Annotated in this window: 29 protein-coding genes; 11 read left to right on the top strand and 18 right to left on the bottom strand. The window is 70.9% G+C overall.

Annotated elements, in window-relative coordinates; translation table 11 throughout:
• Positions 1 to 2: 2 nt before the first annotated feature.
• From resB to DEJ08_RS12875, 5 genes are all read right to left on the bottom strand, one after another.
• The gene (gene resB, locus DEJ08_RS12855; protein ID WP_258367037.1) at positions 3 to 1727 is read right to left on the bottom strand and encodes a cytochrome c biogenesis protein ResB; all 1725 of its coding nucleotides are present in this window, start codon (positions 1725 to 1727) and stop codon (positions 3 to 5) included.
• Positions 1711 to 2409 (bottom strand): cytochrome c biogenesis CcdA family protein, encoded by a 699-nt coding sequence (locus tag DEJ08_RS12860; protein WP_071247888.1) that lies wholly within the window; start codon positions 2407 to 2409, stop codon positions 1711 to 1713. Before DEJ08_RS12860 ends, resB begins: the two co-directional genes overlap by 17 nt.
• A gap of 45 nt (positions 2410 to 2454) precedes the next feature.
• On the bottom strand, positions 2455 to 3093 hold the full coding sequence (locus DEJ08_RS12865) for a TlpA family protein disulfide reductase (RefSeq protein WP_258367038.1): 639 nt from the start codon (positions 3091 to 3093) through the stop codon (positions 2455 to 2457).
• Positions 3090 to 3746: a histidine phosphatase family protein gene (locus DEJ08_RS12870; protein ID WP_111038113.1), complete on the bottom strand. Its 657-nt coding sequence runs from the start codon at positions 3744 to 3746 to the stop codon at positions 3090 to 3092. The genes DEJ08_RS12865 and DEJ08_RS12870 overlap by 4 nt, the downstream gene beginning before the upstream one ends.
• 67 nt (positions 3747 to 3813) lie before the next feature.
• The gene (locus tag DEJ08_RS12875) at positions 3814 to 5307 is read right to left on the bottom strand and encodes a SulP family inorganic anion transporter (protein WP_111054372.1); all 1494 of its coding nucleotides are present in this window, start codon (positions 5305 to 5307) and stop codon (positions 3814 to 3816) included.
• Positions 5308 to 5376: 69 nt separating this feature from the next.
• On the opposite strand from DEJ08_RS12875, the gene DEJ08_RS12880 reads away from it, so the two are divergent.
• Positions 5377 to 5751 carry a MerR family transcriptional regulator gene (locus DEJ08_RS12880; protein ID WP_071247893.1) on the top strand — a complete coding sequence of 125 codons (375 nt, stop codon included), beginning with the start codon at positions 5377 to 5379 and terminating at the stop codon, positions 5749 to 5751.
• Here the strand turns inward: DEJ08_RS12880 and DEJ08_RS12885 are convergent.
• Positions 5728 to 5973, bottom strand: coding sequence for a hypothetical protein (locus DEJ08_RS12885; RefSeq protein WP_111054373.1), 246 nt, complete (start codon positions 5971 to 5973; stop codon positions 5728 to 5730). The genes DEJ08_RS12880 and DEJ08_RS12885 overlap by 24 nt on opposite strands.
• Positions 5973 to 6218, bottom strand: a complete 246-nt coding sequence (locus DEJ08_RS12890; protein WP_259532172.1) for a hypothetical protein — start codon at positions 6216 to 6218, stop codon at positions 5973 to 5975. Before DEJ08_RS12890 ends, DEJ08_RS12885 begins: the two co-directional genes overlap by 1 nt.
• 263 nt (positions 6219 to 6481) lie before the next feature.
• Here DEJ08_RS12890 and aspS point away from each other — a divergent pair, with 263 nt between their 5' ends.
• A complete protein-coding gene (gene aspS / locus DEJ08_RS12895) occupies positions 6482 to 7822 on the top strand; it encodes an aspartate--tRNA(Asn) ligase (protein WP_027466337.1) in 1341 nt (446 codons plus the stop codon).
• Between the two features lie 110 nt (positions 7823 to 7932).
• Here the strand turns inward: aspS and DEJ08_RS12900 are convergent, their stop codons facing one another.
• From DEJ08_RS12900 to DEJ08_RS12920, 5 genes are all read right to left on the bottom strand, one after another.
• Positions 7933 to 8226: a Dabb family protein gene (locus DEJ08_RS12900; protein WP_111038117.1), complete on the bottom strand. Its 294-nt coding sequence runs from the start codon at positions 8224 to 8226 to the stop codon at positions 7933 to 7935.
• Positions 8223 to 8477, bottom strand: a complete 255-nt coding sequence (locus DEJ08_RS12905) for a glutaredoxin family protein (protein WP_071247435.1) — start codon at positions 8475 to 8477, stop codon at positions 8223 to 8225. The genes DEJ08_RS12900 and DEJ08_RS12905 overlap by 4 nt, the downstream gene beginning before the upstream one ends.
• 87 nt (positions 8478 to 8564) lie before the next feature.
• Positions 8565 to 8663 (bottom strand): 30S ribosomal protein bS22, encoded by a 99-nt coding sequence (locus DEJ08_RS12910; protein ID WP_003792170.1) that lies wholly within the window; start codon positions 8661 to 8663, stop codon positions 8565 to 8567.
• Between the two features lie 109 nt (positions 8664 to 8772).
• On the bottom strand, positions 8773 to 8967 hold the full coding sequence (locus tag DEJ08_RS12915; protein WP_017888579.1) for a helix-turn-helix domain-containing protein: 195 nt from the start codon (positions 8965 to 8967) through the stop codon (positions 8773 to 8775).
• A 157-nt stretch (positions 8968 to 9124) separates the two neighbouring features.
• Positions 9125 to 9640 carry an ArsR/SmtB family transcription factor gene (locus DEJ08_RS12920; RefSeq protein WP_051596885.1) on the bottom strand — a complete coding sequence of 172 codons (516 nt, stop codon included), beginning with the start codon at positions 9638 to 9640 and terminating at the stop codon, positions 9125 to 9127.
• Positions 9641 to 9714: 74 nt separating this feature from the next.
• On the opposite strand from DEJ08_RS12920, the gene DEJ08_RS12925 reads away from it, so the two are divergent.
• Both DEJ08_RS12925 and DEJ08_RS12930 read left to right on the top strand, forming a co-directional pair.
• Positions 9715 to 11148, top strand: coding sequence for a TrkH family potassium uptake protein (locus tag DEJ08_RS12925; RefSeq protein WP_071406293.1), 1434 nt, complete (start codon positions 9715 to 9717; stop codon positions 11146 to 11148).
• On the top strand, positions 11141 to 11836 hold the full coding sequence (locus DEJ08_RS12930; RefSeq protein ID WP_217499818.1) for a potassium channel family protein: 696 nt from the start codon (positions 11141 to 11143) through the stop codon (positions 11834 to 11836). Before DEJ08_RS12925 ends, DEJ08_RS12930 begins: the two co-directional genes overlap by 8 nt.
• Before the next feature lie 87 nt (positions 11837 to 11923).
• Here the strand turns inward: DEJ08_RS12930 and proC are convergent, their stop codons facing one another.
• Positions 11924 to 12754 carry a pyrroline-5-carboxylate reductase gene (proC, locus tag DEJ08_RS12935; protein ID WP_111054374.1) on the bottom strand — a complete coding sequence of 277 codons (831 nt, stop codon included), beginning with the start codon at positions 12752 to 12754 and terminating at the stop codon, positions 11924 to 11926.
• Positions 12755 to 12818: 64 nt separating this feature from the next.
• Here proC and DEJ08_RS12940 point away from each other — a divergent pair, with 64 nt between their 5' ends.
• Positions 12819 to 13775, top strand: coding sequence for a cation diffusion facilitator family transporter (locus tag DEJ08_RS12940; protein WP_111054375.1), 957 nt, complete (start codon positions 12819 to 12821; stop codon positions 13773 to 13775).
• Here the strand turns inward: DEJ08_RS12940 and DEJ08_RS12945 are convergent.
• Positions 13756 to 14190, bottom strand: coding sequence for a nucleoside deaminase (locus DEJ08_RS12945; RefSeq protein WP_111054420.1), 435 nt, complete (start codon positions 14188 to 14190; stop codon positions 13756 to 13758). The two genes, DEJ08_RS12940 and DEJ08_RS12945, sit on opposite strands and share 20 nt — an antisense overlap.
• Before the next feature lie 76 nt (positions 14191 to 14266).
• Here DEJ08_RS12945 and upp point away from each other — a divergent pair, with 76 nt between their 5' ends.
• From upp to DEJ08_RS12970, 5 genes are all read left to right on the top strand, one after another.
• On the top strand, positions 14267 to 14902 hold the full coding sequence (gene upp, locus DEJ08_RS12950) for a uracil phosphoribosyltransferase (RefSeq protein ID WP_071406290.1): 636 nt from the start codon (positions 14267 to 14269) through the stop codon (positions 14900 to 14902).
• Between the two features lie 710 nt (positions 14903 to 15612).
• Positions 15613 to 16380 (top strand): winged helix-turn-helix domain-containing protein, encoded by a 768-nt coding sequence (locus DEJ08_RS12955; protein WP_111029368.1) that lies wholly within the window; start codon positions 15613 to 15615, stop codon positions 16378 to 16380.
• Between the two features lie 258 nt (positions 16381 to 16638).
• Positions 16639 to 17151 carry a MarR family winged helix-turn-helix transcriptional regulator gene (locus tag DEJ08_RS12960; RefSeq protein WP_171907864.1) on the top strand — a complete coding sequence of 171 codons (513 nt, stop codon included), beginning with the start codon at positions 16639 to 16641 and terminating at the stop codon, positions 17149 to 17151.
• The gene (locus tag DEJ08_RS12965) at positions 17148 to 18497 is read left to right on the top strand and encodes a cryptochrome/photolyase family protein (protein ID WP_111038123.1); all 1350 of its coding nucleotides are present in this window, start codon (positions 17148 to 17150) and stop codon (positions 18495 to 18497) included. Before DEJ08_RS12960 ends, DEJ08_RS12965 begins: the two co-directional genes overlap by 4 nt.
• Complete coding sequence (locus DEJ08_RS12970; protein ID WP_181438971.1) at positions 18494 to 19966, top strand: serine hydrolase domain-containing protein; 1473 nt, start codon at positions 18494 to 18496, stop codon at positions 19964 to 19966. The genes DEJ08_RS12965 and DEJ08_RS12970 overlap by 4 nt, the downstream gene beginning before the upstream one ends.
• A 78-nt stretch (positions 19967 to 20044) precedes the next feature.
• Here DEJ08_RS12970 and DEJ08_RS12975 read toward each other — a convergent pair whose 3' ends face one another.
• Positions 20045 to 21016, bottom strand: a complete 972-nt coding sequence (locus tag DEJ08_RS12975; protein ID WP_111032020.1) for a carbohydrate kinase family protein — start codon at positions 21014 to 21016, stop codon at positions 20045 to 20047.
• Positions 21017 to 21174: 158 nt separating this feature from the next.
• On the opposite strand from DEJ08_RS12975, the gene DEJ08_RS12980 reads away from it, so the two are divergent.
• Complete coding sequence (locus DEJ08_RS12980; RefSeq protein WP_071406286.1) at positions 21175 to 21756, top strand: TetR/AcrR family transcriptional regulator; 582 nt, start codon at positions 21175 to 21177, stop codon at positions 21754 to 21756.
• 166 nt (positions 21757 to 21922) lie between these two features.
• On the opposite strand, the gene DEJ08_RS12985 is transcribed toward DEJ08_RS12980, so the two are convergent.
• From DEJ08_RS12985 to DEJ08_RS12995, 3 genes are all read right to left on the bottom strand, one after another.
• Entirely contained in the window at positions 21923 to 22537 is a 615-nt protein-coding gene (locus DEJ08_RS12985; protein ID WP_027466323.1) for a superoxide dismutase, read from the bottom strand.
• Between the two features lie 44 nt (positions 22538 to 22581).
• Positions 22582 to 23091 (bottom strand): flavin reductase family protein, encoded by a 510-nt coding sequence (locus DEJ08_RS12990; protein ID WP_027466322.1) that lies wholly within the window; start codon positions 23089 to 23091, stop codon positions 22582 to 22584.
• A 266-nt stretch (positions 23092 to 23357) separates the two neighbouring features.
• Positions 23358 to 24881: an MFS transporter gene (locus DEJ08_RS12995; RefSeq protein ID WP_027466321.1), complete on the bottom strand. Its 1524-nt coding sequence runs from the start codon at positions 24879 to 24881 to the stop codon at positions 23358 to 23360.
• Positions 24882 to 24897: the final 16 nt, after the last annotated feature.

The following is a 24897-nucleotide window of genomic DNA, read 5'->3' on the forward strand; positions in this document are numbered from 1 at the left end:
GTTCACTGGGGCATCCTAACTCCGAGGTCCGACGTGTGGCGCTGTGCGATGTCCGCGACGGCCCGTTCGAGGTTCGGGTCCTCGCCGCGTGCGAGTCCGGCGTACTCGAGGTCGTACTCGCCGCCCGCCGTGTCCTTGCGCGGGACGACCTTCACCCAGACGCGACGGCGCGGGACGAACAGCGAGGTGAGCAGGCCGAGGGTGGAGAGCAGGGCGAACCCGCCCACCCAGAGCTGCGAGGGGTCGTGGTGGACGTCGAGGGAGACGTACCGCTTGACGCCGTCGAACGTGATCGATCCGGCACCTTCGGGGAGCTTCTTCGTCTGGCCGGGCTTCAGCGCGATGCTCGCGGTGTCCGACTGCCGACCGGCGATCTGGTCGAGCCCCTTGGTGCTGAGCGTGTACACGCTCTGCGGGACTCCGCTGTCGAGCCCGAGGTCGCCCGTGTAGACCTGCAGCGTCAGCAGCGGGTTCTGGGTGTCCGGGTAGGCACTCGAGTAGGCGCCGCTCGCGAGCTTCGATGCCGTGGGGTAGAAGAACCCGACCATGCCGAGCTGGTCCGGCTTCGCGTCCGGCACCTTGATGACGCCGGTGGAGGTGTAGTTCGCATCCTCCGGCAGGAACGGCACGACGTCCTTGAAGGCCACGTTGCCGTCGCCGTCGCGCACCGTGACCTGCATCGCGTAGCCGTTGCCGAGCAGGTAGACGTTGGTGCCGCCGACGTGCAGCGGATCGTTCACGCCGAGGCGGCTCGTCTTCGGCTCGCCGCCCTTCTCGGTGCTCGTGACCGTGGCCGAGTAGTCGAGCGCCTGCCCGAGGGCGTCGAGGTTGCGCTCCTCGTACTTCGTCACGAACTTGTCGAGCCGGAGGTTGTAGCCCTTGAGGTCGGTCTGCTGGAACCAGCGCCCGGGGTTGAACGAGTCGTACGACCCGAGCACGTTCGAGAAGGTCTGGCCCTCCACCAGCAGGCGCTGTCCGGTGAAGCCGAAGCCGCCACCGACACCGACCGCCAGGAGCACCCCGACGAGAGCCGCGTGGAACACCAGGTTGCCGGTCTCGCGCAGGTAGCCGCGCTCCGCGCTCACCGAGTCGCCGAACCGCTCGACGCGGTACCCGGACCGCTTCAGGATCGCCATCGCGCGCGTCACCGCGTGCTCGGCGGACGGGAGGCCCGTGGTCGCGTCGATCCCGGTCGTCCCGTCGATCATCGCGTCCGGCTGCACCGCCACCGTGCGGAAGCCCGCCAGTCGCGTCAGGCGCGCGGGGGTCTTCGGCGGACGGGTCCGCAGTGCCTGCCAGTGGTGCTTCGTGCGGGGCACGATGCAGCCGATGAGCGAGATGAAGAGCAGCAGGTAGATCGCGGAGAACCACACCGAGGTGTAGGTGTCGAAGACCTGCAGCTTGTCGAGGACCGGGTAGAGCTGCGGGTGGTCCGCCTTGTACTGCACGACGCCGTTCGGGTCGGCGGTGCGCTGCGGGACAAGGGAGCCCGGGATGGCCGCGAGGGCGAGCAGCATGAGCAGGAACAGCGCCGTGCGCATGCTCGTCAGCTGCCGCCAGAAGAAGCGGAGGTACCCGACGAAGCCGAGCTTCGGCTGGTTGATGCCACCGTCGGTGGGGCCGGAGCCGTCGACGTGGTCGGACGGTCGCTGCGGGTCGGAGGCGCTGTCGGCCCCGTCGCCTGCGCCCGTCGGGATGTGCTCGTTCCGGTCAGACCGCGGGGACAAAGCTCTGGATCACCGCCCCGACGCTCGACATGACGGCCGACCAGATACCGGTGACCATGAGCAGACCGATGACGATCAGGATCGCTCCTCCGATGATGTTGACGGTGCGCATGTGACGCTTCACCGCCGCGATGGCCCCCGTGGCCCAGCCGGCGCCGAGGGCGACGAGGACGAACGGGATGCCGAGCCCGAGGCAGTACGCCACCCCGAGCCACATGCCCTGCCAGGCGCTGCCCGACTGGACGCTGAGCAGGTTGATGGCCGCCAGGGTCGGGCCGAGGCACGGGGTCCAGCCGAGGCCGAACACGATGCCGAGCAGGGGGGCGCCGAGGAGCCCGGTGGCCGGGGTCCAGCTGGGCTTGATGGTGCGCTGCAGGAAGGTGAACCGACCGACGAACACCAGGCCCATCGCGATCACGACGACCCCGAGGATCTGCGTGATGAGGTCGCGCCACCGCACGAGCCAGAAGCCGAGCGCGCCGAACACCGTCGTGTACGCCACGAACACCGCGGTGAACCCGGCGATGAACAGCAGCACGCCGAGCACCACACGACCCCGACGCTGCCCGCCCTCGGCGACACCGCCGACGTACCCGAGGTACCCCGGCACGAGCGGCAGCACGCACGGGGACAGGAACGACACGAGCCCGGCGAGCGCCGCCACGGGCAGCGCGACGGCCATCTGGCCGCTCAGGATCGCGTCGGCGAAGGGGTTGGATGTCACGGGTCAGGAGGCCTTGCCGGCGTCGAGCTCGTCGCTGACCAGGGTCTGCAGGATGCTCGTGCCGTCGATCGCGCCGAGGACCCGGGCGGCCACGCGACCCTTGGTGTCGAGGACGATCGTGGCCGGCACCGCGTTCGGTGCGATCTGCCCGGACATCGCGAGCTGCATCGTGCCCGTGCGCTGGTCGAGGACGGTCGGGTACTGCACGTCGAAGGTGCGCTCGAAGGCGGCCGCGGTCGCTGCTTCGTCGCGGACGTTGACACCGATGAACGCGACGTCGTCGGCGTCGGCGTACTCGTCGTGCACCTTGTTGAGGTACTTCGCCTCGGCACGGCACGGGGGGCAGCTGGCGTACCAGAAGTTCAGGACGACGACCTTGCCGCGGAGGTCCTTCGACGAGACCGTGTCACCGTTCGAGTCCTCGGCCCGGAAGGTGACCGGGTCGGTGCGGTCCTTCGCGGAGACCTCGGTCACGGCACCGTCACCGGAGATGTAGTTCTGCGTCGTGCCGTTGCCGTACTGCTTCGCGATGCCGCCGCTGTCCGACGAGCAACCGGACAGGACGAGCACGGCGGCGACGGCCGTCGCTGCGAGGACCGCGAACCGCTTGCTGATGACGCCCACACGCTTCGTGCTGTTCACACTGCTCCTTCGTCGACGGCGGTCGCGCGCAGTTCCTGCGCGGGGTCCGCGTACCCGACCTCGGTGAACCGACCGGTCGACGTGGCGGGCACACGTTCGACGGTGGTGATGCTCGACAGGTCACAGCGGCGCTTGCGCGGGTCGTGCCACAGGGGCTCCCCCGCGAGCTTCCGGTGGACCATCCAGATCGGCAGCTGGTGGCTGACCAGGACGACGTCGCCCTCGTCCACGCTCTCCCACGCCGTGGTCATCGCCGCGAGCATGCGGTTGGCGATCGACTCGTACGCCTCGCCCCAGCTGGGACGCAGCGGGTTCGCGATCCACGGCCACTCCGCCGGGCGGCCGAGCGAGCGCTTCGTGAACCCGGGGGGCTGCCCCTCGTAGCGGTTCGTCGGTTCGATCAGGCGCTCGTCGAGCGTCACGTCGAGCCCGTAGGCGGCCGACCAGGGTGCGGCGGACTCCTGCGTGCGCTGCAGCGGGGACGCGACGATCCGACGCACGTCGACGCCGGCGTCCTTCCAGGCGGTCGCGGAGGCCTGCGCCATCCGCGTGCCGAGGTCACTCAGCCCGAAGCCCGGGAGCCGGCCGTAGAGGACGCGGCCCGGGTTGTGCACCTCTCCGTGCCGGACGAGGTGGAGACGGGTCGCGGGCATGGGTTCCAGTGTAGGTCGCCCGCGGTTCCCACCGCCCCCTCAGGTGATTCACCGGATGCGGAAGCACTCAGCCGCCGAGCTCACCGGAGAGCCGCCCGTGCAGCGCGATCGACCCCGTGTCGAGGTTCACCACCTCGACGGTCGACCCGTGCTTCGCGAACCGCTGTTCGACCCCGTCGAGCGCCGCGACCGTGGACGCGTCGAACACGTGGGCGTCGGCCAGGTCGATGATCACGTGCTCCGGGTCCTCGGCGTAGGAGAACCGCGTGACGAGGTCGTTCGACGAGGCGAAGAACAGCGCCCCGCGGACCCGGTACCGCACGGTGCGGTCGTCGACCGGCTCGCGCACCACGGTCACCACGTGCGCCACCCGTCGGGCGAAGACCAGGGCCGCCACGACCACACCGACGAGCACCCCGGTCGCGAGGTTCTCGGTCACGACGACCACCACGACGGTGACGAGCATGACCGCGGTCTCGCCGAGCGGCATCCGTCGGAGGGTGCGCGGTCGGATGCTGTGCCAGTCGAAGGTCGCGACGCAGACCATGAGCATGACCGCCGTCAGTGCCGCCATCGGGATCTGGGCCACGAGGTCGTGGAGCACGATCGTCAGGACCAGCACCGAGACACCGGCCGCGAAGGTCGAGACGCGGGTCCGGGCACCCGCGGTCTTCACGTTGATCACCGTCTGGCCGATCATCGCGCAGCCGCCGGTCCCACCGAAGAAGGCGGACGCGATGTTCGCGACGCCCTGGCCCCACGACTCGCGCCACTTGCTCGAGCCCGTCTCCGTGATGGAGTCGACGAGCTGCGCGGTGAGCAGGGTCTCGATCAGCCCGACGATCGCGACACCGAACGCGTACGGAGCGATGATCTGCAGCGTCTCGAAGGTGAACGGCGTCGTGATCCCGCCGAAGCCCGGGAGCGCCGTCGGCAGTTCGCCCTCGTCGCCCACCGTCGGCACGGCGACGCTGAACACCATCGTGATGCCGGTGACGACGACGACCGCGATGAGCGGTGCGGGGATCGCCTTCGTCAGGAACGGGAAGCCGACGATGATCGCGATGCCGAGCGCCGTCAGCGGCCAGACGATGAACGGCACGTCGTCGCCGAGCAGGTTCGGCAGCTGGGCGGTGAAGATGAGGATGGCCAGGGCGTTCACGAACGCGACGTTGACGCTGCGCGGGATGAAGCGCATCAGCCGTGCCACCCCGAGGAACCCGAGCACGAGCTGGAACACGCCGCCCAGGACGATCGCGGGCACCAGGCACTCGATCCCGTGCTCCCGGACGAGCGGGGCGATGACGAGCGCCACCGAGCCGGCTGCGGCGGAGATCATCGCGGGGCGACCACCGACGATCGAGATCACGATCGCGATGACGACGCTCGAGAACAGGCCGACCGCGGGATCGACCCCGGCGACGACGGAGAACGAGATCGCCTCGGGGATGAGGGCCAGCGCGGTGACGATGCCGGCCAGGACCTCTCGGGTGAGCATGCGGGGCGAGCGGAGGGCGGCGAGGACGCTCGGGGCCGTCGGCGCGTGTGTGATCACGGACATCGATCGGAACTCTACCCTCACGTGAGGGTAGAGTCGTACGCCGTGAGCACCAGCGACGCCCCCGACACGATGCACATCGGCGAGCTCGCCGACCGCGCCGGCATGTCCCTGCGCACGATCCGGCACTACGACGAGGTCGGGCTGCTCGTGCCGAGCGGCCGCACCACCGGCGGGTTCCGGGTCTACACGGCGCAGGACCTCGAACGGTTGCTCGTGATCCGCCGGATGAAGCCGCTCGGGTTCACGCTCGACGAGATGGCCGAGCTGCTCCGCGTGGTCGACGCCCTCGCGACGAAGGACCCCGAGGACGAGCCGGCACTGGCAGCCCGCCTCGACGCGTACCTCGAGGACGCCCGTGCCCGCCACGCCAAGCTCGTCGAGCGGGCCGGCATGGCCGAGGAGTTCATCGGCACGCTCGGGTCACTCCGCGCGTCGCTCCCCTGATGACGCGGTGTCCTCGGCGAGCACCCTGGCGCGCATGCGCTGCCGCTCGAGTTCGAGCTTGAGCTCCCCCTCTTCCACGTGGAGCTGCCAGTCGATCGCCCCACGTTGCGCCCAGTCCCACATGCTCTCGCCGGGCGCAGGACCGATGTACGGCCGCTCCGAGGGAACCGCGTCTTCCTTCCGCACCAGCTCTCGCCAGGCACGGCGCAGACGAGTCGTCATCACTGTCTCCTCTTCTCGATGAACAGTTCCGCCAACACCCTTGCAGCGGGTTCTTCTCCGGCAGGCACTTTCTGCATGTCGTACATCGCCTGTGCCAGGTTCCGGCCGATCTCGCGACGCCCGACCTCGGCCGCGGTGATCAGGTCGAACACCACGGTCAACCGCGCCCAGTAGCGGTCCCGTTGCTCCCGCGCGACGTCCCGCCGCCACCGGATGACCGCCCACAGCCCACCGACGACCGCCACGAGCAGCGTGAACGCCGCCGTGCAGAGCGCAGCCACCACCACCGCGACCGCCGCAGGCGGCCAGGCCGCGAGCTCCCCGTCTCCGTCCCCACCCGGTCCCCCTCTCGTCCCGCGACCCGGCCACGTCGAGAACGCTACGGATCCCACGCAGGCCGCCACGGGCCTCCCGGCCATCGGTGGAGAACGCCGGACGCAGGCGGCCCTGTGGAGGGAAGAACCCTGCTGCCCACGCCCCCGGACGCAGGCGGTTAGACTCGACCACCGTGATCGAACGCACCCGCATCGCCGACCTGGCAGCCCTCCCCGACGGTCCCGTCTCCGTGGCCGGATGGGTCGAGACCGTCCGAGACCAGAAGAAGGTGCAGTTCGTCGTGCTGCGCGACGAGACCGGCGCCGTCCAGCTCGTGAACCCGGCGACGCGTGAGGCCGAGGACGGCGACGACGCCGCACAGTCCGCCCTCGCGACCACCAACGAGATCTCCGGCCTGGCGCACGGCACCTTCGTGCACGTCACCGGCACGCTGAAGCACGACGAGCGCGTGAAGCTCGGCGGGCTCGAGGTCAAGATCGGTGCGCTGCAGGTGGTGAGCGCCGCGATCCCGGAGACCCCGATCGCCGACGACTCGTCGCTCGACAAGCGTCTCGACTGGCGCTTCCTCGACCTGCGCAACCGCAAGCAGAACCTGATCTTCCGGATCCAGACGACGCTGGAGCACGCGTTCCGCACGTACTGGGTCGACCGCGACTACATCGAGATCCACACCCCGAAGCTCATGGCGTCGGCGTCCGAGTCACGCGCCGAGCTGTTCCAGCTCGAGTACTTCGAGACGACCGCCTACCTGGCCCAGTCGCCGCAGAACTTCAAGCAGATGGCGCAGCCGGCCGGCTTCGGTGCCGTGTTCGAGATCGCGGACGCCTTCCGCGCCGACCCGTCCTTCACGAGCCGCCACGCCACCGAGTTCACCAGCGTCGACGCCGAGTTCTCGTGGATCGAGTCCCACGAGGACGTCATGGCGATGCACGAAGAGGTCCTGGTCGCCGGCATCACCGCCGTCAAGGAGAAGTACGGCAAGGACATCGCGGAGGTCTTCGGCTTCGAGCTGCAGGTCCCTGCGACGCCGTTCCCGCGCGTGACCCTGGCCGACGCGCGCAAGATCGTCGCCGACAGCGGCTACGACGTCGTCCGCGCCGACGGTGACCTGGACCCCGAGGGCGAGCGCCGCGTCGCCGCCTGGGCGAAGGAGCACCACGGCTCCGAGTTCGTGTTCGTCACGGAGTACGACGCCTCGATCCGGCCGTACTACCACATGCGGAAGCCGGGCGACCCGTCGGTCACCAACAGCTACGACCTCATCTTCAACGGTGCCGAGATCTCCACGGGTGCCCAGCGTGAGCACCGCGTCGACGTGCTCGAGGCGCAGGCCGTCGAGAAGGGCCTCGACCCGGAGGAGCTCGGCTGGTACCTCGACTTCTTCCGCTACGGCGTCCCGCCGCACGGCGGCTTCGGCATGGGCCTCGCACGCGTGCTGATGCTGATGCTCGGTGAGCCGTCGATCCGCGAGGTCACCTACCTGTTCCGTGGCCCGACGCGCCTGACCCCGTAGTCACCAGCGAGTGAGCAGAAAAGGTCGCCTCCGGAAATCGGAGGCGACCTTTTCTGCTCACTGGACGCACGCAGCGCACGCAGCGCCGGGGGCGGGACGGGAGGCTCGGCTCAGCTCTGCCAGTCGATAGCGGCCCGCGCCGTGACCAGTTCGCGGATCTCCGCTGCCGCGGCCTGGTGCTCCGGGTGCACCTGGTACGCGTCGAGCCCGGCGAGGTCGTCGAAGCTGGCGACGACGGCGACGTCGTGGTTCTTGTCCGGGTAGGCGACGTTCTCGACGACCTCGAGCGACCGGATCGACTCGACGGTGCCGACCAGACCGGTCAGGAGTTCGCGGATGCGGGCGATCGACGCGGTGCGGTCGAGGTCGGTCCGCAGGGACCAGGAGACGACGTGGGAGATCATGCGCGGGCCTCGGCCTTCTCGAGCGCACGTGCGAGCCGGTCGGCGTCGACGTGCCAGTTGCTGTGGACGCGCCCGTCGATCAGCACGACGGGGATGTCCTCCGCGTACTCCTGGCGGAGGGCGTCGTCGTCGAGGATCGAGCGTTCCTGCAGGGTGACCCCCGGGTGGTCGGCGACGACGCGTTCGACCACGGGTCGGGCGTCGTCGCAGAGGTGGCATCCGGGCTTCGTCAGGAACGTCACTGCGGGCATGGTCCCAGCGTAGTCCGGGAACGCGAAAGCCCCGGCGAACCGGGGCTTCTCGTGCAGGTCCTCCGACCTGCGCAGACCTGTGAGGGTCTACTTCTTGTTACGTCGCTGGTGACGCGTCTTGCGAAGGAGCTTGCGGTGCTTCTTCTTCGCCATGCGCTTACGACGCTTCTTGATGACAGAACCCATGTGGACCTCGCTCGGACTGATGCTGATGTACGGACACCGGGCCGAAGAGACCGCGGAAAATCAACCTGCCCGAGTCTACCGGCTGCCCGCTGGGATGTCGAACGCGCGCTCAGCCGACGTCCGCCACGCCACCGCGCAGCACGTCGGCGACGGCTGACTCGGGGACGCGGAAGGAACGGCCGAAGCGGATGGCGGGGAGCTCACCGGCGTGCACCATCCGGTACACGGTCATCTTCGAGACGCGCATCATCTCGGCGACCTCAGCGACGGTGAGGAAGCGCACGTCGTCGAAACTGCCGGTCATGGTCCGCCTTCGGGGCTCGCACGCGCGCTGCGCACGGGAGTGGTGTGACCTGTGTGGTCAGTGGCAACTGTAGAGGCGTGTGCGACCCGGTGTCCAGGATCAGTCCGCGCCGCGTGCACCGGCGCCGCCCCGTGCTCGGAAGCCCGAGCGGCAGGGCTCAGTCCTCGTCGCCCCGGCGGGTGAAGCGCTTGCGGCTGCGGTCGACGACGCGCTCCCAGCCCTGCTGCGCGCCGGAGATCGCCGCGGTCGCCCGGTACGACGCCTCGGCCATCACACGACCGAGCTCGGTGCCCACCTCCACCGTCGCTTTGCCGGCCGTGCCGTTCCGGCGGATCGACACCGGCTGGCCGTCCGGCGTCCACGCGGTGGTGGCCGGGGTGCCGTCGGCGTCGACCGCGCCCGTGAACGGCAGGACCCAGTCCTCCAGGTGCACGAGCGGCTCCGGGTCGAGCCGGTAGTAGCGGTGCTGCCCTTCTTCGCGACTGGTGACGAGCCCGATGTCGCGCAGGACACGCAGGTGCTTCGACACCGTGGGCTGGCTGACCCCGAGGCGTTCGACGAGCTGGCCGACGCTGAGCTCCCCGCCGGTGACGTCCGAACCGTAGGCGGACAACAGCGTGCCGAGCAGCTCGCGCCGGGTCGGGTCCGCCACGACGGAGAAGATGTCGGCCATGGGGCAAGGCTAGCCGGGGCACCACGGATGTACCATGACGAACCGTCCCGGCCCATGTCTTCGGAGGCATACGCATGCTCGACCGAACCGAGCCGATCCCGCACCACGTGAGTGTCGGCCGACGGCGAGCGAGCCGGATCGCGACGGTGCTGCGCTCGTCGCCGTCTCGACTGGCGATCGTGGTGTTCATCGCGCTGATCTTCCTGTTCACGGTGCTCTTCATGACGCCGTGGGCCACCGCGGACCGCAGCAGCACCCACTTCGCGGACGCCCTGTTCACCGCGGCGTCGGTGGTCTGTGTCACCGGGCTGTCCACGGTCGACATGGCGACGCACTGGTCGGTGTTCGGCAAGGTCCTGGTGGTCATCGGCACCCAGATCGGCGCCGTCGGTGTCCTGACCTTCGCGTCGATCCTCGGCCTGTTCGTCACCCGCAAGCTCGGCCTGCGCGCGAAGCTCATGGCAGCCGGCGACTCGAACCCGCTCCGCACCCACCACGGCGCCGTACCCGAGGGGCAGGCCGTCCGGCTCGGCGAGGTCGGCACCCTGCTCGCGACCGTGGCGGTGAGCACGCTGTCGATCGAGATCGTCCTCGGCCTGCTGCTCCTGCCGTCGGTGCTCATCGCCGGCATCCCGTTCTGGACCGCGGTCGGCGACTCCTTCTACTACGCGGCGATGGCCTTCACGAACACCGGGTTCTCACCGAATGCCGACGGTCTCGACCCGTTCGCCCACGACTACTGGTTCCTGACGCTGCTCATGATCGGTGTCGTGGCGGGGTCCATCGGGTTCCCGGTGATCCGTGCCCTGACGAAGCAGCTGCGCACCCCGCGGCGCTGGCCGATCCACGTCAAGCTCACCCTGGCGACGAGCGCGATCCTGCTCCTCGGCGGTGCGGTCGTCTACACCGCACTCGAGGCGTCGAACCCGACGACCTTCGGCGAAGAAGGAGCCGGGCGCACCGCGTTCCAGGCACTCTTCCTGTCGACGATGACCCGCTCGGGAGGCTTCTCGCTCGTCGACTTCGACCAGCTCAACGGCTCGAGCCTGCTCGTCACCGACATGCTCATGTTCATCGGTGGCGGATCCGCCTCGACGGCCGGCGGCATCAAGGTGACGACCCTCGCAGTGCTGTTCCTGGCCGCGGTCGCCGAGGCCCGCGGTCGCCAGAGCATGGAGGCCTTCGGTCGCCGGATCCCGAGCGACGTCCTGCGGGTCGCCGTGGCCATCGTGCTCTGGGGGGCGACGATCGTGGCCGTCGCGACCGTGGTGCTCCTGCAGATCACCGACGACTCGCTCGACCGGGTGCTGTTCGAGGTGATCTCGGCGTTCTCGACCAGTGGGCTGTCCTCCGGCGTGTCCGCGGACCTGCCGGAACCGGGCAAGTACGTGCTCGCCGCCACCATGTTCCTCGGCCGGGTCGGTACAGTGACCATCGCCGCTGCCCTGGCCGCCAGCCAGAGCCGGCAACTGTTCCGCCGTCCCGAGGAGAGGCCGATCGTTGGCTGACCGCACCCGTTCGTCGCACCAGCACGGTGCCATCAGTCACGACGCCCCCGTCCTGGTCATCGGGCTCGGGCGCTTCGGGGCCGCCACCGCCGGCCAGCTCGAGCGCCAGGACCGCGAGGTGCTCGTCGTCGACACCGACGCCGGACTGGTGCAGAAGTGGTCCGACCGGGTCACCCACGCGGTGCAGGCGGACGCGACCGACATCGACGCGCTCCGGCAGATCGGCGCGCAGGACTTCGCCATCGCCGTCGTCGGCACGGGCAGCGACCTGGAGTCGAGCGTCCTGATCACGGCGAACCTGGTCGACCTCGGCGTCCCGCAGATCTGGGCGAAGGCGATCAGCCGCTCGCACGGCACGATCCTGTCCCGCATCGGCGCCAACCACGTCGTCTACCCCGAGCGCGAGGCCGGCGAGCGCACGGCACACCTGGTCTCCGGCCGGATGCTCGACTTCATCGAGTTCGACGACGACTTCGCCGTGGTCAAGATGTTCCCGCCGCGCGCGGTCCGCGGCAAGGACCTCGCCACCACCGTGATCCGCACCCGCTTCGGCCTGACCGTGCTCGGCATCAAGCCGCCCGGCAGCCCGTTCGTGCCGGCGACGCCGGACAGCGTCATCGGTGAGGACGACGTCATCATCGTCTCGGGTTCCGAGACCGACCTGGAGCGCTTCGCCGCGTACGAGTAACGACCACCGGACGGACGGGAGGCCCGTGGCGGCGTCGCCCCGGGCCTCCCGTCCGCACTGTGGCTGCGTCCACGACGCGGTGTGCGTCTACGACGCGGCGATCTCCTCGGCACGCGCGATCGCGGCACGCGACGCGCGCAGCAGCGTGTCCGCCAGGTCCGCGTCCTGCAGCACCGCGACGGCCCGCTCCGTCGTGCCCTTCGGGCTCGTCACCGCGCGGCGCAGGTCGGCGGGCTCACGGCCCGACCGCTCGAGCAGCTCGACCGCGCCGCGGACGGTGCCCTGCACCATCGTCGCCGCCTGCTCGTGGGTGAACCCGAGCTCCTCGGCGGCACGCTGCCACTGCTCGACCAGCAGGAAGACGTAGGCGGGACCGGAACCGGACACGGCGGACAGCGCGTCGAGCTGCGACTCCGGCACCTCGATGACCTCGCCCGAGGCGGTGAACACCGACGCCGACAGCGCGACGGCCTCGGCGTCGGCCGAGGTGCCCGCGCTGATGCCGGTGATGCCCTGGCCGACGCCGATCGGGGTGTTCGGCAGGGCACGGACGACGCGGACGCCGGCGGGCACCCGTGCCTCCATGCTCGCGGTGGTGGTGCCGACGGCGACGCTGACCAGGACGGCGCCGGGTTCCAGGTCGTCGGCGACCTCGTCGAGCAGGTCCGCGATCATGTACGGCTTCACGCCGACGACGACGATGGCCGCACCACGGACGGCCGACCGGTTGGCGTCGGGGTCGGTGTCGCTCGCGGTGGCGTCGAGACCGCGCTCCCGGTGGGCAGCAGCGGACGCCTCGGACTTCGTGGTGAGGGTCACGGTGGCCGGGTCGAGTCCCGCGGCGAGCAGGCCGTCGAGGACCGCGCCGGACATGGAGCCGACGCCGAGCAGGGCGGTGCGGGGCAGGTCGATCGTCATGCTCCCGACCCTACCGACGCCACCCGCCTAGGATCGTGTCGCAGACCACGAGAAGGGGACAGCTGTGAGCGCTTCCGGAGGCACGAAGGCGATCTTCGCCGCACTCGGTGCCAACATCGGCATCGCGATCGTGAAGTTCATCGCGGCGGCGATCAGCGGATCGGCGTCGATGCTGGCCGAGGGCGTGCACTCCCTGGCCGACTCCGCGAACCAGCTCCTCCTGCTGCTCGGTGGCCGGAAGGCCCGGCGAGCGGCGGACCAGGAGCACCCGTTCGGCTACGGGCGTGAACGCTACGTCTACGCGTTCGTCGTCTCCATCATCCTGTTCTCGGTCGGCGGTGTGTTCTCGCTCTACGAGGGCATCGAGAAGCTCGCCCACCCGCACCCGCTCGAGAACTGGTGGCTCCCCCTGGTGGTGCTCGTCATCGCCATCGGGCTCGAGGGTTTCTCGCTCCGCACCGCCCTGAACGAGGCCCGACCGCAGAAGGGTTCGCAGAGCTGGGTGCAGTTCGTCCGCCGTGCGAAGGCCCCGGAGCTGCCGGTCGTGATGCTCGAGGACACCGCGGCCCTGCTCGGCCTGGTCTTCGCCCTGTTCGGCGTCGGCCTGACGGCGATCACCGGCAACGGGGTGTTCGACGCGATCGGCACCATGCTCATCGCGGCGCTGCTCATCGCGGTCGCCGTGGTGCTCGGCATCGAGACGAAGAGCCTGCTCGTCGGCGAGGGCGCGACCGCCGCCGACGTCGAGCGCATCAAGCAGGCGGTGCTCGACGGCCCCGAGGTCGACGCGATCATCCACCTGAAGACCCTGTGCCTCGGACCGGACGAGCTGATGGTCGGCGTGAAGGTCGCCGTCGACGGGGACCGCCGACTCGGTGACGTCGCCGCCGGCATCGACACCGTCGAGCAGCGGGTCCGGAGCGCCGTGCCGATCGCCCGGGTGATCTACGTCGAACCGGACGTCCTGCGCACCGGGCCGCAGCCGCCCACCGAGGCGATCGTCATCCTCGCCGCGGACTGAAGAAGCCGTCGAGCAACTCGGCACACGCCTGCTCGAGCACGCCCCCGATGACCTCGGAGCGGTGCGGCAGCCGGCGGTCCCTGGCGATGTCGTAGACGCTGCCGCTGGCGCCCGCCTTCGGGTCCCACGCGCCGAACACGACCCGGGGCACCCGCGCGGCCATGACGGCGCCGGCGCACATCGGGCAGGGCTCGAGCGTCACCACGAGCGTGTGCTCCTCGAGGTGCCAGTCCCCCGTCACCGCCGCTGCAGCACGCAGCGCGAGGACCTCGGCGTGGGCCGTCGGGTCCTGTCGTGCCTCGCGCTCGTTCCGGCCGGTGGCGACCACCACGCCGTCACGGTCGAGCACCACCGCGCCGACCGGGACGTCGTCGGTCTCCAGGCACCGTCGAGCCTCGTCGAGCGCGCGCTCCATCGCCGGGACGAACGGGCGGGCTGCGGGCTCCTCCACGGGACCTCCTGACGGTCGACGGCACGCTAGGCTCGACCCTATGCGAGTCCACGTCGCCGACCACCCGCTCATCACCCACAAGCTCTCGGTGCTCCGCGACCGTACGACGCCCTCCCCCACGTTCCGCGCCCTGACCGAGGAGCTCGTCACGCTCCTCGCGTACGAGGCCACGCGGGGCGTCCGGGTCACGGCGACGCCGATCGACACGCCGGTGGCGCACACCATGGGCGTCGCGATCGCCAAGCCGCGGCCGCTCGTCGTCCCGATCCTCCGCGCCGGGCTCGGCATGCTCGAGGGCATGGTCAAGCTCGTCCCGACGGCCGAGGTCGGCTTCCTCGGCATGGCCCGCAACGAGGAGACGCTCGAGCCGCAGACCTACGCCGAGCGCCTGCCCGACGACCTGTCCGGGCGGCAGTGCTTCGTGCTCGACCCGATGCTCGCCACCGGTGGCACCCTCGCCGCCGCGATCGACTTCCTGTTCGCCCGCGGTGCGCAGGAGATCACGTGCGTGTGCATCCTCGGCGCCCCCGAGGGGCTCGCCATGGTCGAGCAGGCCGTCGGCGACCGCAACGTCTCGATCGTCCTCGGTGCGCTCGACGAGAAGCTCGACGAGAACGGGTACATCGTCCCGGGCCTCGGCGACGCCGGCGACCGGCTCTACGGCCTGGCCGAGTAGCGCAGACCCGATACGTCACGGACAGGAGGCGCGGTGCCAGCTGGCACCGCGCCTCCTGTCGTCCGTGCGGTCGCGCCCACCGCACCCGCCCGTTCCGGGCGTACCAGGTCGTTCCGGGCGTACCCGGTCGTTCCTGGCGTACCAGATCGTTCCGGGCGTACCGGGCGTACCAGGTCGTTCCGGGCGTACCCGGTCGGTTCTTTCCACCCGGTACGCCCGATTCGACTTTCCATCGCAGGCGTAATGGGAAAGAACGGGCGTGGCGCTCGACGCCCGTGCGGTCGCGCCCACCGCACCGTCCGCGCGGACGGTTGACACCGCGTTGGTATACCGCAGATACTCGTCACATGACTGCAACCGTGTCCACCCGCGTCCTCTCCGAGGCGTGCTCCTCCGCAGGGGCAGTGGGGACCGTCGGCGTGATGATGCCGACCATGCCGGTCATGCGTTGTCGAATGTGTGCCTGATCGGCACCCGTTCCAGCCGGATCCCCCGCGACACCACCCCCGTCGCGAGCGCGTGATCCCCGGGTGACGGACACCGTCGGCGACGCGCACCACGCCACGAGGTCTGTCTCCCGTTCCCCCGGGTCGGCCCCGGTCCGCAGCGGGACCGCAGGGCACATCGGCGTACCGCCGTACCCGGGATGACGCATTCGACACCGGCCGCCGCGCCACCCGCGCACCGGCCACACCGCCCGGAGAACCACCATGTCGCTCACCATCGCCCAGCCCCGCACCGCGCTCCGCTCCGCACCGGCCCCGACCGACCTCGGCACCGTCACCCCGATCCGTCCGCGCCCGGCCTCCCCGGCGGCGACCGGACCGGCCACCGTGCCGACGAGCCCCGTGGTCGCACCGCAGCGGAACCGCGCGCTCCCCGAGGGCACCGAGGCCCGCGGCTTCGCCCTGTACGTCGGCATCGACGAAGCGAAGGCCGCCGCCGCCGGCACGACCCTGGCCGCGGTGGTCGAGCAGCTCAAGGCCCTCACCGCGCAGCTCGTCCCGTCTTCCGAGACGTATGCAGCCGTCGCCGTCGCCGCCGAGCACTCCGGTGGCCGGGACGTCGACGTCGTCCGGCTCGCCCTGCAGGACCGCTCCGCGGTGGCCGCCCGCAAGCAGGCTGAGAAGCCCGAGCCCGAGGAGACCGGTGTCGTCATCGACATCTCGCGGAAGCGCGTGACCCTCGACGGCGAAGCGGCACCCCTGACCTACAAGGAGTTCGAGCTCCTGCAGTTCCTGGTCCTCCGCGAGGGCCAGACCGTCGACCGGTCCGCGATCATCGACGGCCTCTGGTCGGACGGCGAGGACGAGACACCGAACGAGCGCACCATCGACGTGCACGTGCGTCGGCTCCGCTCGAAGCTCGGCGCGTTCGAGGAGATCGTCCGTACCGTGCGCGGCGTCGGCTACCGCTTCGACCGGCACGCGGACGTCGCCGTGCGGTACGCGTCGACCCCGTCGCCCGACCTCTTCTGAGCCTGATCGGCTGCTCTTGGTGAACTCGCAGCGAACCGGCCCCGGAGAGGCTGGCGCGCCGTTACCGCTTCGTTATACAGTCGGTGGTGCAGACGGTGTTTGCTGTGGCACCGCCTGTGGAATGTGATTGCAGGAAACTCTTGGTGCAAGGGAGAGGGCCGGTCGCCGACAGGCGGCCGGCCCTCGTGCATGTCGCCCGGCTCCTGTCGGACCCCGTCGGTAGTGTGGTCAGACCGTACGACCGGAGGGAACGCGAACGTGAGCGAGACACGCCGCAGTGAGAAGGCGACCGCGGTCGCCGCCTGGGAAGCGCTCTTCCGCGCCCAGGTCGCCGTGATGCGGAGTCTCAACGCGGACTTCCCCGGCGACGAGATCTCGTTCAACGAGTACGACGTCTGCTTCAACCTGTCGACCCAGCCCGGCCGCCGCTGCCGCATGCGCGACCTCACCGGGCACCTGCTCCTCACCCAGCCGAGCGTCAGCCGCCTGGTCGACCGGCTGCTCGCCCGCGGCATCGTCGAGAAGCAGCCGGACCCCACCGACGCCCGCGGCGTGATCGTGGCACTGACCCCGCACGGCTTCGACGTCTACCGCCAGGTCGCCGTGCAGCACGCGGCGAGCATCGCGCAACAGGTCGGCGCCGGACTGTCCGACCCCGAACTCCGCACCCTCACCGAACTCTGCACGAAGCTCCGGCTGGCGGTCGGCACGGCACCGAGCCGGCGGTCGACGGCCCGCCCGGTGGCCGCTGCGGATGCGGCAACGGTGTGACCGGCGCGATCGTCTGGCTCCGTGACGACCTGCGGCTGTCGGACAACCCGGCGCTCCGTGCGGCGATCGACCACGGTGGCGACGTCACGGTGGTGGTCGTCCTCGACGAGCAGTCCCCCGGGCTCCGTCCGATCGGTGCCGCGAGCCGCTGGTGGCTGCACCAGTCCCTGACCGCCCTCGATGCCGACCTGCGCGAGCGGGGTTCCCGGCTGGTCCTCCGGCGCGGTGCCGCGGCGACGGCGATCGACCAGCTCGTCGCCGACACCGGGGCGGACGCCGTGTACTGGAACCGTCGGTACGGCGCCGTCGAGCGGGACATCGACGCCGGCATCAAGACGGCCCTGCACGACCGTGGCGTCGAGGCGCACAGCTTCGCCGCGAACCTGCTCTGGGAACCGTGGACCGTGCTCACCGGGCAGGGCGAGCCGTACAAGGTCTTCACCCCGTTCTGGAACGCCGTCCAGGCGCTGCCCGAACCGCGCCATCCCCTGCCCGACCCCGACGACCTGCCCGCTCCGGCCGACGTCACGGGTGATGCGCTGGCCGACTGGGCACTGCTGCCGACGAAGCCCGACTGGGCCGGCGGCCTCCGTGACGCCTGGACCCCGGGCGAGCACGGCGCGCAGCAGCAGCTCGAGCACTTCGTCGAGCACGCGCTCGAGGACTACGACCAGCGCGACGAACCCGCGATGGAGGCCACCAGCAGCCTGTCGCCGTTCCTGCGGTGGGGCGAGATCAGCCCGTACCAGGTGTGGCACCGCCTGCACGAGCGGCTCGAGCCTGCGCAGCGCCAGAACGCCGCCGCGTTCCTCCGGCAGCTGGCGTGGCGCGAGTTCAACTGGAACGAGTACTTCCACTGCGACGACATCGCCACCGTCAACGTCCGACGGAACTTCGACGCGTTCCCGTGGCGTGATCCGGAAGCGGCCGAGCTCGACCGCTGGCGGCAGGGCCTGACCGGCTTCGACCTGGTGGACGCGGGCATGCGCGAGCTCTGGCACAGCGGCGCCATGCACAACCGGGTGCGGCTGGCCGCCGGCAGCTTCCTCGTGAAGAACCTGCTCGTCGACTGGCGCGTCGGGGAGCAGTGGTTCTGGGACACCCTGGTCGACGCCGACCCCGCCAACAACGCGGCGAACTGGCAGTGGGTCGCGGGCTCCGGCTTCGACGCCGCCCCGTACTTCCGGGTCTTCAACCCCGATCGGCAACTCGAGCGCTTCGACCCGCACCGCGAGTACGTCCACCGCTGGGTCCCCGCCGACGAGCTGCGGCCCGAGCCGATGGTCGACCTGAAGGCGTCGCGGCAGCGGGCGCTCGACGCCTACGAACGGATGCGGCGCTCGTGACCGGGTCGCACCCCGCGATCGCTGCGGTCGTCGACCAGGTCGACGAGCTGTTCCGTGCTCGCGTCGAACAGGGCATCGCGCCGAGCAGCGTGTGGGGCGTGTTCGACCGCTCCGGCCTCGTCGCGTCCGGCGGGCACGGCGACCGCGGGGACGGCCGGCGACCGGACGCCGACACCGTGTACCGCATCGCCTCCTGCACCAAGAGCGTCACCGCCGCGACCCTGCTGACCCTCGTCGCCCGGGGTGCGCTCGACCTCGACGCGCCGATCACCGACTTCGTGCCGGCCTTCTGCGCCGTCACCCTGCCGACCCCGGACTCCCCCGTCCCCACGGTGCGGATGCTGCTGACGATGTCGGCCGGGTTCCCCACCGACGATCCCTGGGCCGACCGGCAGGAGTCGATCTCGGACGCCGAGCTCGACGAGGTCCTGCGCGGCGGCCTGCTGTTCGACTCGCTGCCGGGCACCCGCTTCGCCTACTCGAACCTCGGCTACGCGCTGCTCGGCCGGGTCGTCGCCGCCGTGACGGGGCAGCCCTTCACCGCTGCCGCCAGTGAGATCGTGCTCCGCCCCCTCGGCCTCACCGACACGGTGTTCAGCGCCGCCGAGTCGACCGGCTTCGTGGTCACCGGTGTCCGCGGACACGAGGGCGACTGGGAACCCCTGCCGATGACCGGCCCCGGTGCCTTCTCGTCGATCGGCGGGCTCTTCTCGACCGTGCGTGACCTGGCGCGCTGGGCGACACACCTCGGTTCGGCGTTCTCCGCCGCGCCGGAACCCGGCCCGGTCTCCCCCGCTGACCGCCGGCTCATGCAGCAGGCGATGCGGGTCGTCCCGTCGTCCGTCGTCCCGGGTTCGGCCCGCGCGACGGCGTACGGTTTCGGGCTGTTCGTCGAGCAGGACGACCGCTTCGGCGAGCTCGTCTCGCATTCCGGCGGCTACCCGGGCTTCTCCGCGCACATGCGGTGGTCCGTGCGCGACGGCCTGGGGGTCGTCGCGTTCGAGAACGCCACGCAGGCCAAGGTCTCCGCGGTCGCCCAGCAGGCGCACGACCTCGTGCTCGACGCGGCGCTGACGGCCCACACACCCGACGCGCCGGGAGCCAGCACCGACATGACCGGAGCGAGCACCGGGGTGGTGGCGACCACCCGCGCGACGCGAGCCGCGCAAGCCGCCGTGACGCGCCTCCTGGCCGACTGGCGGGACGACCTGGCGGACGCGATCTGCACACCCAACGTGGCGATGGACGTGCCGTACGACCGACGGCGGCGGGCTGTGGCGCAGGCCGTCGCGGACGTCGGTGCCGACCTCGGTGCCGCGCCGGTGTCCGAGTACTCGGCGGCGCCGTCGCACCTGCGCTGGTGGCTCCCCGGCACCTGCGGGCGGCTGCGCGTCGAGATCCGGCTCGCGCCCGCCGCCGCGGGGCGCGTCCAGACCCTGAACGTCGTCGCTGAACCGTCGGAGCGTTGATCTGACGGAGCGCTGAACCGTCCGAGCGCTGATCTGACGGCGCGCTGACCCGACGGCACCACGCGGGTACCCGTCAGCTCAGACCGGCGGTCGACCGCCCACGAAGCCGAGTGCCCGCGCGGCGACCCGGGTGCCCTCGCGGGCTGCCGCACCGACGCGGACCGGATCCGTCGCCCACGCACGGACGAACCCGGCGACGAAGGCGTCCCCGGCCCCGATGGTGTCGACGACGGTCGCCGGTGTCGCGGGGACCCGGTGGACGCTGCGGCCCCGGCGCCCGATGAGCGCGCCGTCGGCCCCGGCCGTGACGACGACCAGTGGGACGTGCTCGGTGAGCCGACGAACCGCGGCGTCGAGGTCGTCACCCCCGGCGAGGGCGAGCGCCTCGTGCTGGTCGGGGAAGAGCACGTCGACGCCCCGCAGGGCCTCGAGGAACCGGTCGGCACCGATCGTCTCGATCACCGCCACCGACGAGGGGTCCACCGCCACGCGCGCCGGGCCGGTCCGGGCGCACGCCACGAGGTCGGCGAGCCGGTCGGCACCGCCGCCGAGCATGGCGGCCCCGGTCAGGTGCACGATGTCGGCGCGGGCGACCACCGACGGCGGGACGTCGGCGGCACTGATCTTCCCACTCGCGGCGGGGTCCGACATCGCGGTGCGACCGTGGTCGTTGCGGACCGAGACGACGACCCCGGTGGACGTCATCGCGTCGTACCGCAGGTGGGCGCGGACCCCGGCGTCCTCGAGCGCGCGCTCGTGGCGGTACACGTCGTCGACCCCGACCCGGGCGACGACGTCGACCTCGGCCCCGAGCCAGCCCAGCCACGTGGCCGTGTTGCCACCGGCACCGGTCGGCCGGTGGCGGATCTCCGCGGCAGGGTCGTGCACCCCGATCCGGTGCGCGGTGGTGTGCACGAGGACGCCGTCCAGGACGTCGCCGACGACCAGGAAGCGTTTTCCGGCGCCGCGACGACGGCCCGCGACCACCCGTCCGGCGCGGGTCCCCTCGGGCCGTGACGGCGGCAGAGCGCCCTCGTACGGCATGGACATCCGCAACAGTCTACCCGGAGCCGAGTTTTTCTCCGTTTCTATCGGTGAAAACGGAGGTTTCGCGGAGAGATCGCAAACAACGACCAATGGTGTCACTGATATACCGGCTGCTAGTATGTGGGCGGTCGCGCGACCACCGCCCCGACGACGGAGATGCCATGCCCAGGAAGCCCGACCCCACCCGCAAACCCGCGATCCTCGAGAAGGTCGTCGACCACTTCGTCGAGACCAAGATCGAGGACGTCACGGTCCGGGGCCTCGGCCGCGTGCTCGGCACGAGCGCCTACCCGGTCGTCTACCACTTCGGCTCCCGCGACGCCCTGATCGACTCCGTCGTCGAACACCTCGCGACCTCGCACCGAGCGCCCGCACTCGACCCGGCCGCCGACACCGACGCCCTCGCCGACCACCTGGTCGCGACCTTCGGCGGGCTCGACGACCCGCACCGTGCGCTGGCCGCACGGCTCACCTTCGAACTCGGGTCGGTCGAGTCCCTCGACGGGCGTGACCGGCAGCGCCGCGCGCACCGCTGCCAGGTCGCCGCCGTCCGGGCCTGGTGCCGAGCACACGGCGCCGACCCCGTCCTCGCCGAACGCGCGGCCCAGCACACGGTCATGGCCGCCCGCGGAGCCCAGTGGGGCGCGCTCGTCGACGGCGCGCACACCGACGCCGACGCTGCACTGCGTCGCATCGCCCACGACCTGGCAGCCAGCACGGCCGCCGCAGACCGCGTGCGCTGAGCGCACGCACCCACGCGATCGCGGACCGCTCGCGTACCCGGCGACGGGACACGGCGACGGCGCACGGCCCGGAACGGGACCCGGACCACGAACGGGAGGCACGGTGCCAGCTGGCACCGTGCCTCCCGTTCGTCAGGTGGTCACCGTGGTGACCCGCCGACGCGGATCAGAGCGTGACGAACCGCTGCGACTTCGCGTTCTCGAAACGAGCGGCGACGTTCTCCCAGTCGACGATGTTCCAGACGGCCTTGACGTAGTCCGCCTTGACGTTCAGGTAGTCGAGGTAGAAGGCGTGCTCCCACATGTCGAGCATGAAGATCGGGACGAGACCGAACGGGATGTTTCCCTGCTGGTCGAAGAGCTGGAACGTGGTGAGCTTCTGGCCCACGGTGTCCCATGCCAGCACGGACCAGCCGGAGCCCTGGATGCCGTTCGCGACGGCGGCGAACTGCGCCTGGAACTTCTCGAACGAACCGAAGAACTCGTCGATCGCCGCGGCGAGCTCGCCCTCGGGGACCTTCGTGTCCGGGCCGAGGTTGGTCCAGAAGATCGAGTGGTTCACGTGACCACCGAGGTGGAACGCGAGGTCCTTCTCGAGCTTGTTGATCGCGCCGAAGTTGCCGGACTCACGGGCCTCACCGAGCTGCTGCAGCGCGGTGTTGGCACCGGTCACGTAGGCCTGGTGGTGCTTGTCGTGGTGCAGCTGCATGATCTTGCCGCTGATGTGCGGCTCGAGCGCGGCGTAGTCGTACGGCAGTTCCGGCAGGGTGTACTCAGCCATGTGAGGTCCTTTCGATCAGTGGGTTGTGGACGCGGCTCCGCGGCTCACGAGAGCCGGGAACGATCGGTGAGGGAGTGGAATTCCCGGTTGTGGTAGACCAGCGGCTCGCCGCGGTCGGCGCCGACGATGATGTCGAGCACCTCGGCCACGACGACGGTCGAGCTGCCGATGGGCGTCGTCGACAGTGGTCGGCAGCGGAGCGCACTCGCCGCACTCGGCAGGTAGCGGTCGCCGGACGGCAACGTGCCCCAGATCGGGTCGTCGGCGGCCGGGCTGCCGGTCGACGCGAACCGCTTGGCCAGTGCGACCCCGAGGGAGTCGACCAGGTGCACGACGAACAGCGGCGCACCGAGCACGACCCCGGCCGAGCCGGAGTTCGTCGAGAGCGAGAAGACCAGCACGGGCGGGTCGACGGCGACGCTCGCGACGCTCGAGGCGGTGAGGCCGGTCGGTCCGTCGGGGCCTTCGGCCGTGATGACGGCGACGCCGGCAGGGTGCCCGCGGAAGGCGGACTTGTACGCGTCGGCGATGGTTGCCGGTGCTTCGTCGGGCATGGTGATCGTGGTCGTTCCTTCGGGAGGGGCTGCCGTCACTCGGCGGCTGCCACCCAACGTATGACCTGAACCCTGGTTGAGGTCAACGATTCACAGGTTCGGGCGTGGCCGGGCGCGCCGTGGCGGTCACTTCGTGAGCAGGAATGGTCGGGTCCCGCACGGCCACCCGACCATTCCTGCTCACGAAGCGCAGCGGCGCGCGCGAAGCGCAGCGACGCAGCGGCGCGCGCGAAGCGCAGCGCGCGCCCGCGCGGCCGCGCGGCCGCTCAGCGGCGCTTGAGCATGACGAGCGCACCCGCGGCCGCCACGACCATGAGCACCGCGGCGACACCCGCCGTGATCGTCACGCCGGAGTCGAAGGCCGCCCGCGCCGACTCGAGCAGCACCTGCCCGGCGCTGCCGCCGAGCTGCCCCGCGGCGGCGACCGCACCGCCGAGGGTCTCCTGCGCCGCGACGTGCGCCGCCGAGGACAACCCGTCGGGCACCACGACGTGCGCCCGGTAGGTCGTCGCCAGGATCGTGCCGAGGACCGCGGTGCCGAGCACGGCGCCGATCTCGTACGCCGTCTCGGACATCGCCGACGCCGCACCCGCCTTGTCCGCCGGTGCCGTCGAGATGATGAGGTCGTTCGTCACCGTCTCGGACGCCCCGATCCCGATGCCGAGCAGCACGAACGCGAACGCCAGGGCGGCGATGGAGGCGTGGTGTCCGAGGACCGCGACGAGGGCGTACGCCGCCGCCGAGAACAGCAGCGCGACCGACACGACCCAGCGCGGGGCGACACGCGCCACGATCGGCACGACCGCGAGCCCGGCGACGATGGTCAGGACCGACCCCGGGATGAGGACGACGCCGGATGCGAACGGGTCGAGCCCGGCCACGAGCTGCAGGTGCTGGGCGATGAAGAACAGGAACCCGGTGAGCGAGAACATCGCCGCCAGGTTCATCAGCACGCTGCCGGTGAAGGCCGTGCTGCGGAACAGGCGCAGGTCGAGCATCGGCGTGCGGGACCGCAGCTGCCGACGGACGAACGCGATGCCGCACACGACACCGACCGCGAGCATGGCGATCGCGAGGCCGCGCTCCTCGGGGTGCACGACCGACTTGATGGCCCAGGCGATGGGTGCGAGCGCGCCGAGGGACAGGAACATGCTCGGCAGGTCGACCGGCCCGGGCATCGGGTCGCGGGACTCCGGCACGCAGAACGGCACGCCGACGAGCATGAGCACGAGGATCGGCACCGCGACCAGGAACACGCTGCCCCAGTGGAAGTGCGCGAGCAGCGCGCCGCCGACGAGCGGGCCGAGCGCGTTGCCGGCCGCGAACATCGTCGACCAGACGGCGAGCGCCATCCGCCGCTCCCCCGCGTCCACGAACACGTTGCGGATGATCGACAGCGTCGCGGGCATGAGCATCGCGCCGAACACGCCCATCGCGATCCGGGCCGCGACGAGCATCCACGCGTCGGTCGCGAACGCCGCGGCCACCGAGAACAGGGCGAAGCCGGTCGCACCGATCACCAGGATCCGCCGACGGCCGATGCGGTCACCGATGCTGCCCATCACGACGAGTAGACCGGCGAGCACCAGCGGGTACGCGTCCACGATCCAGAGCTGCGTGGTCGCGTCCGGGTTCAGCGCGCGGCTGATCGACGGCAGCGCGAAGCTCAGGATGGTGTTGTCGACCGAGATGAGCAGGACCGGCAGCATGAGCACGGCGAGCGCGAGGAACCGTCGGGCGCGGCTGCCGGTGACGCGGGTGGCGACGGGGCTGGTGAGCAGTGCGGACACGGCGGACTCCTGGGAC

This window comes from Curtobacterium sp. MCLR17_054 (assembly GCF_003234335.2).
Taxonomy (GTDB): Bacteria; Actinomycetota; Actinomycetes; order Actinomycetales; family Microbacteriaceae; genus Curtobacterium; species Curtobacterium flaccumfaciens.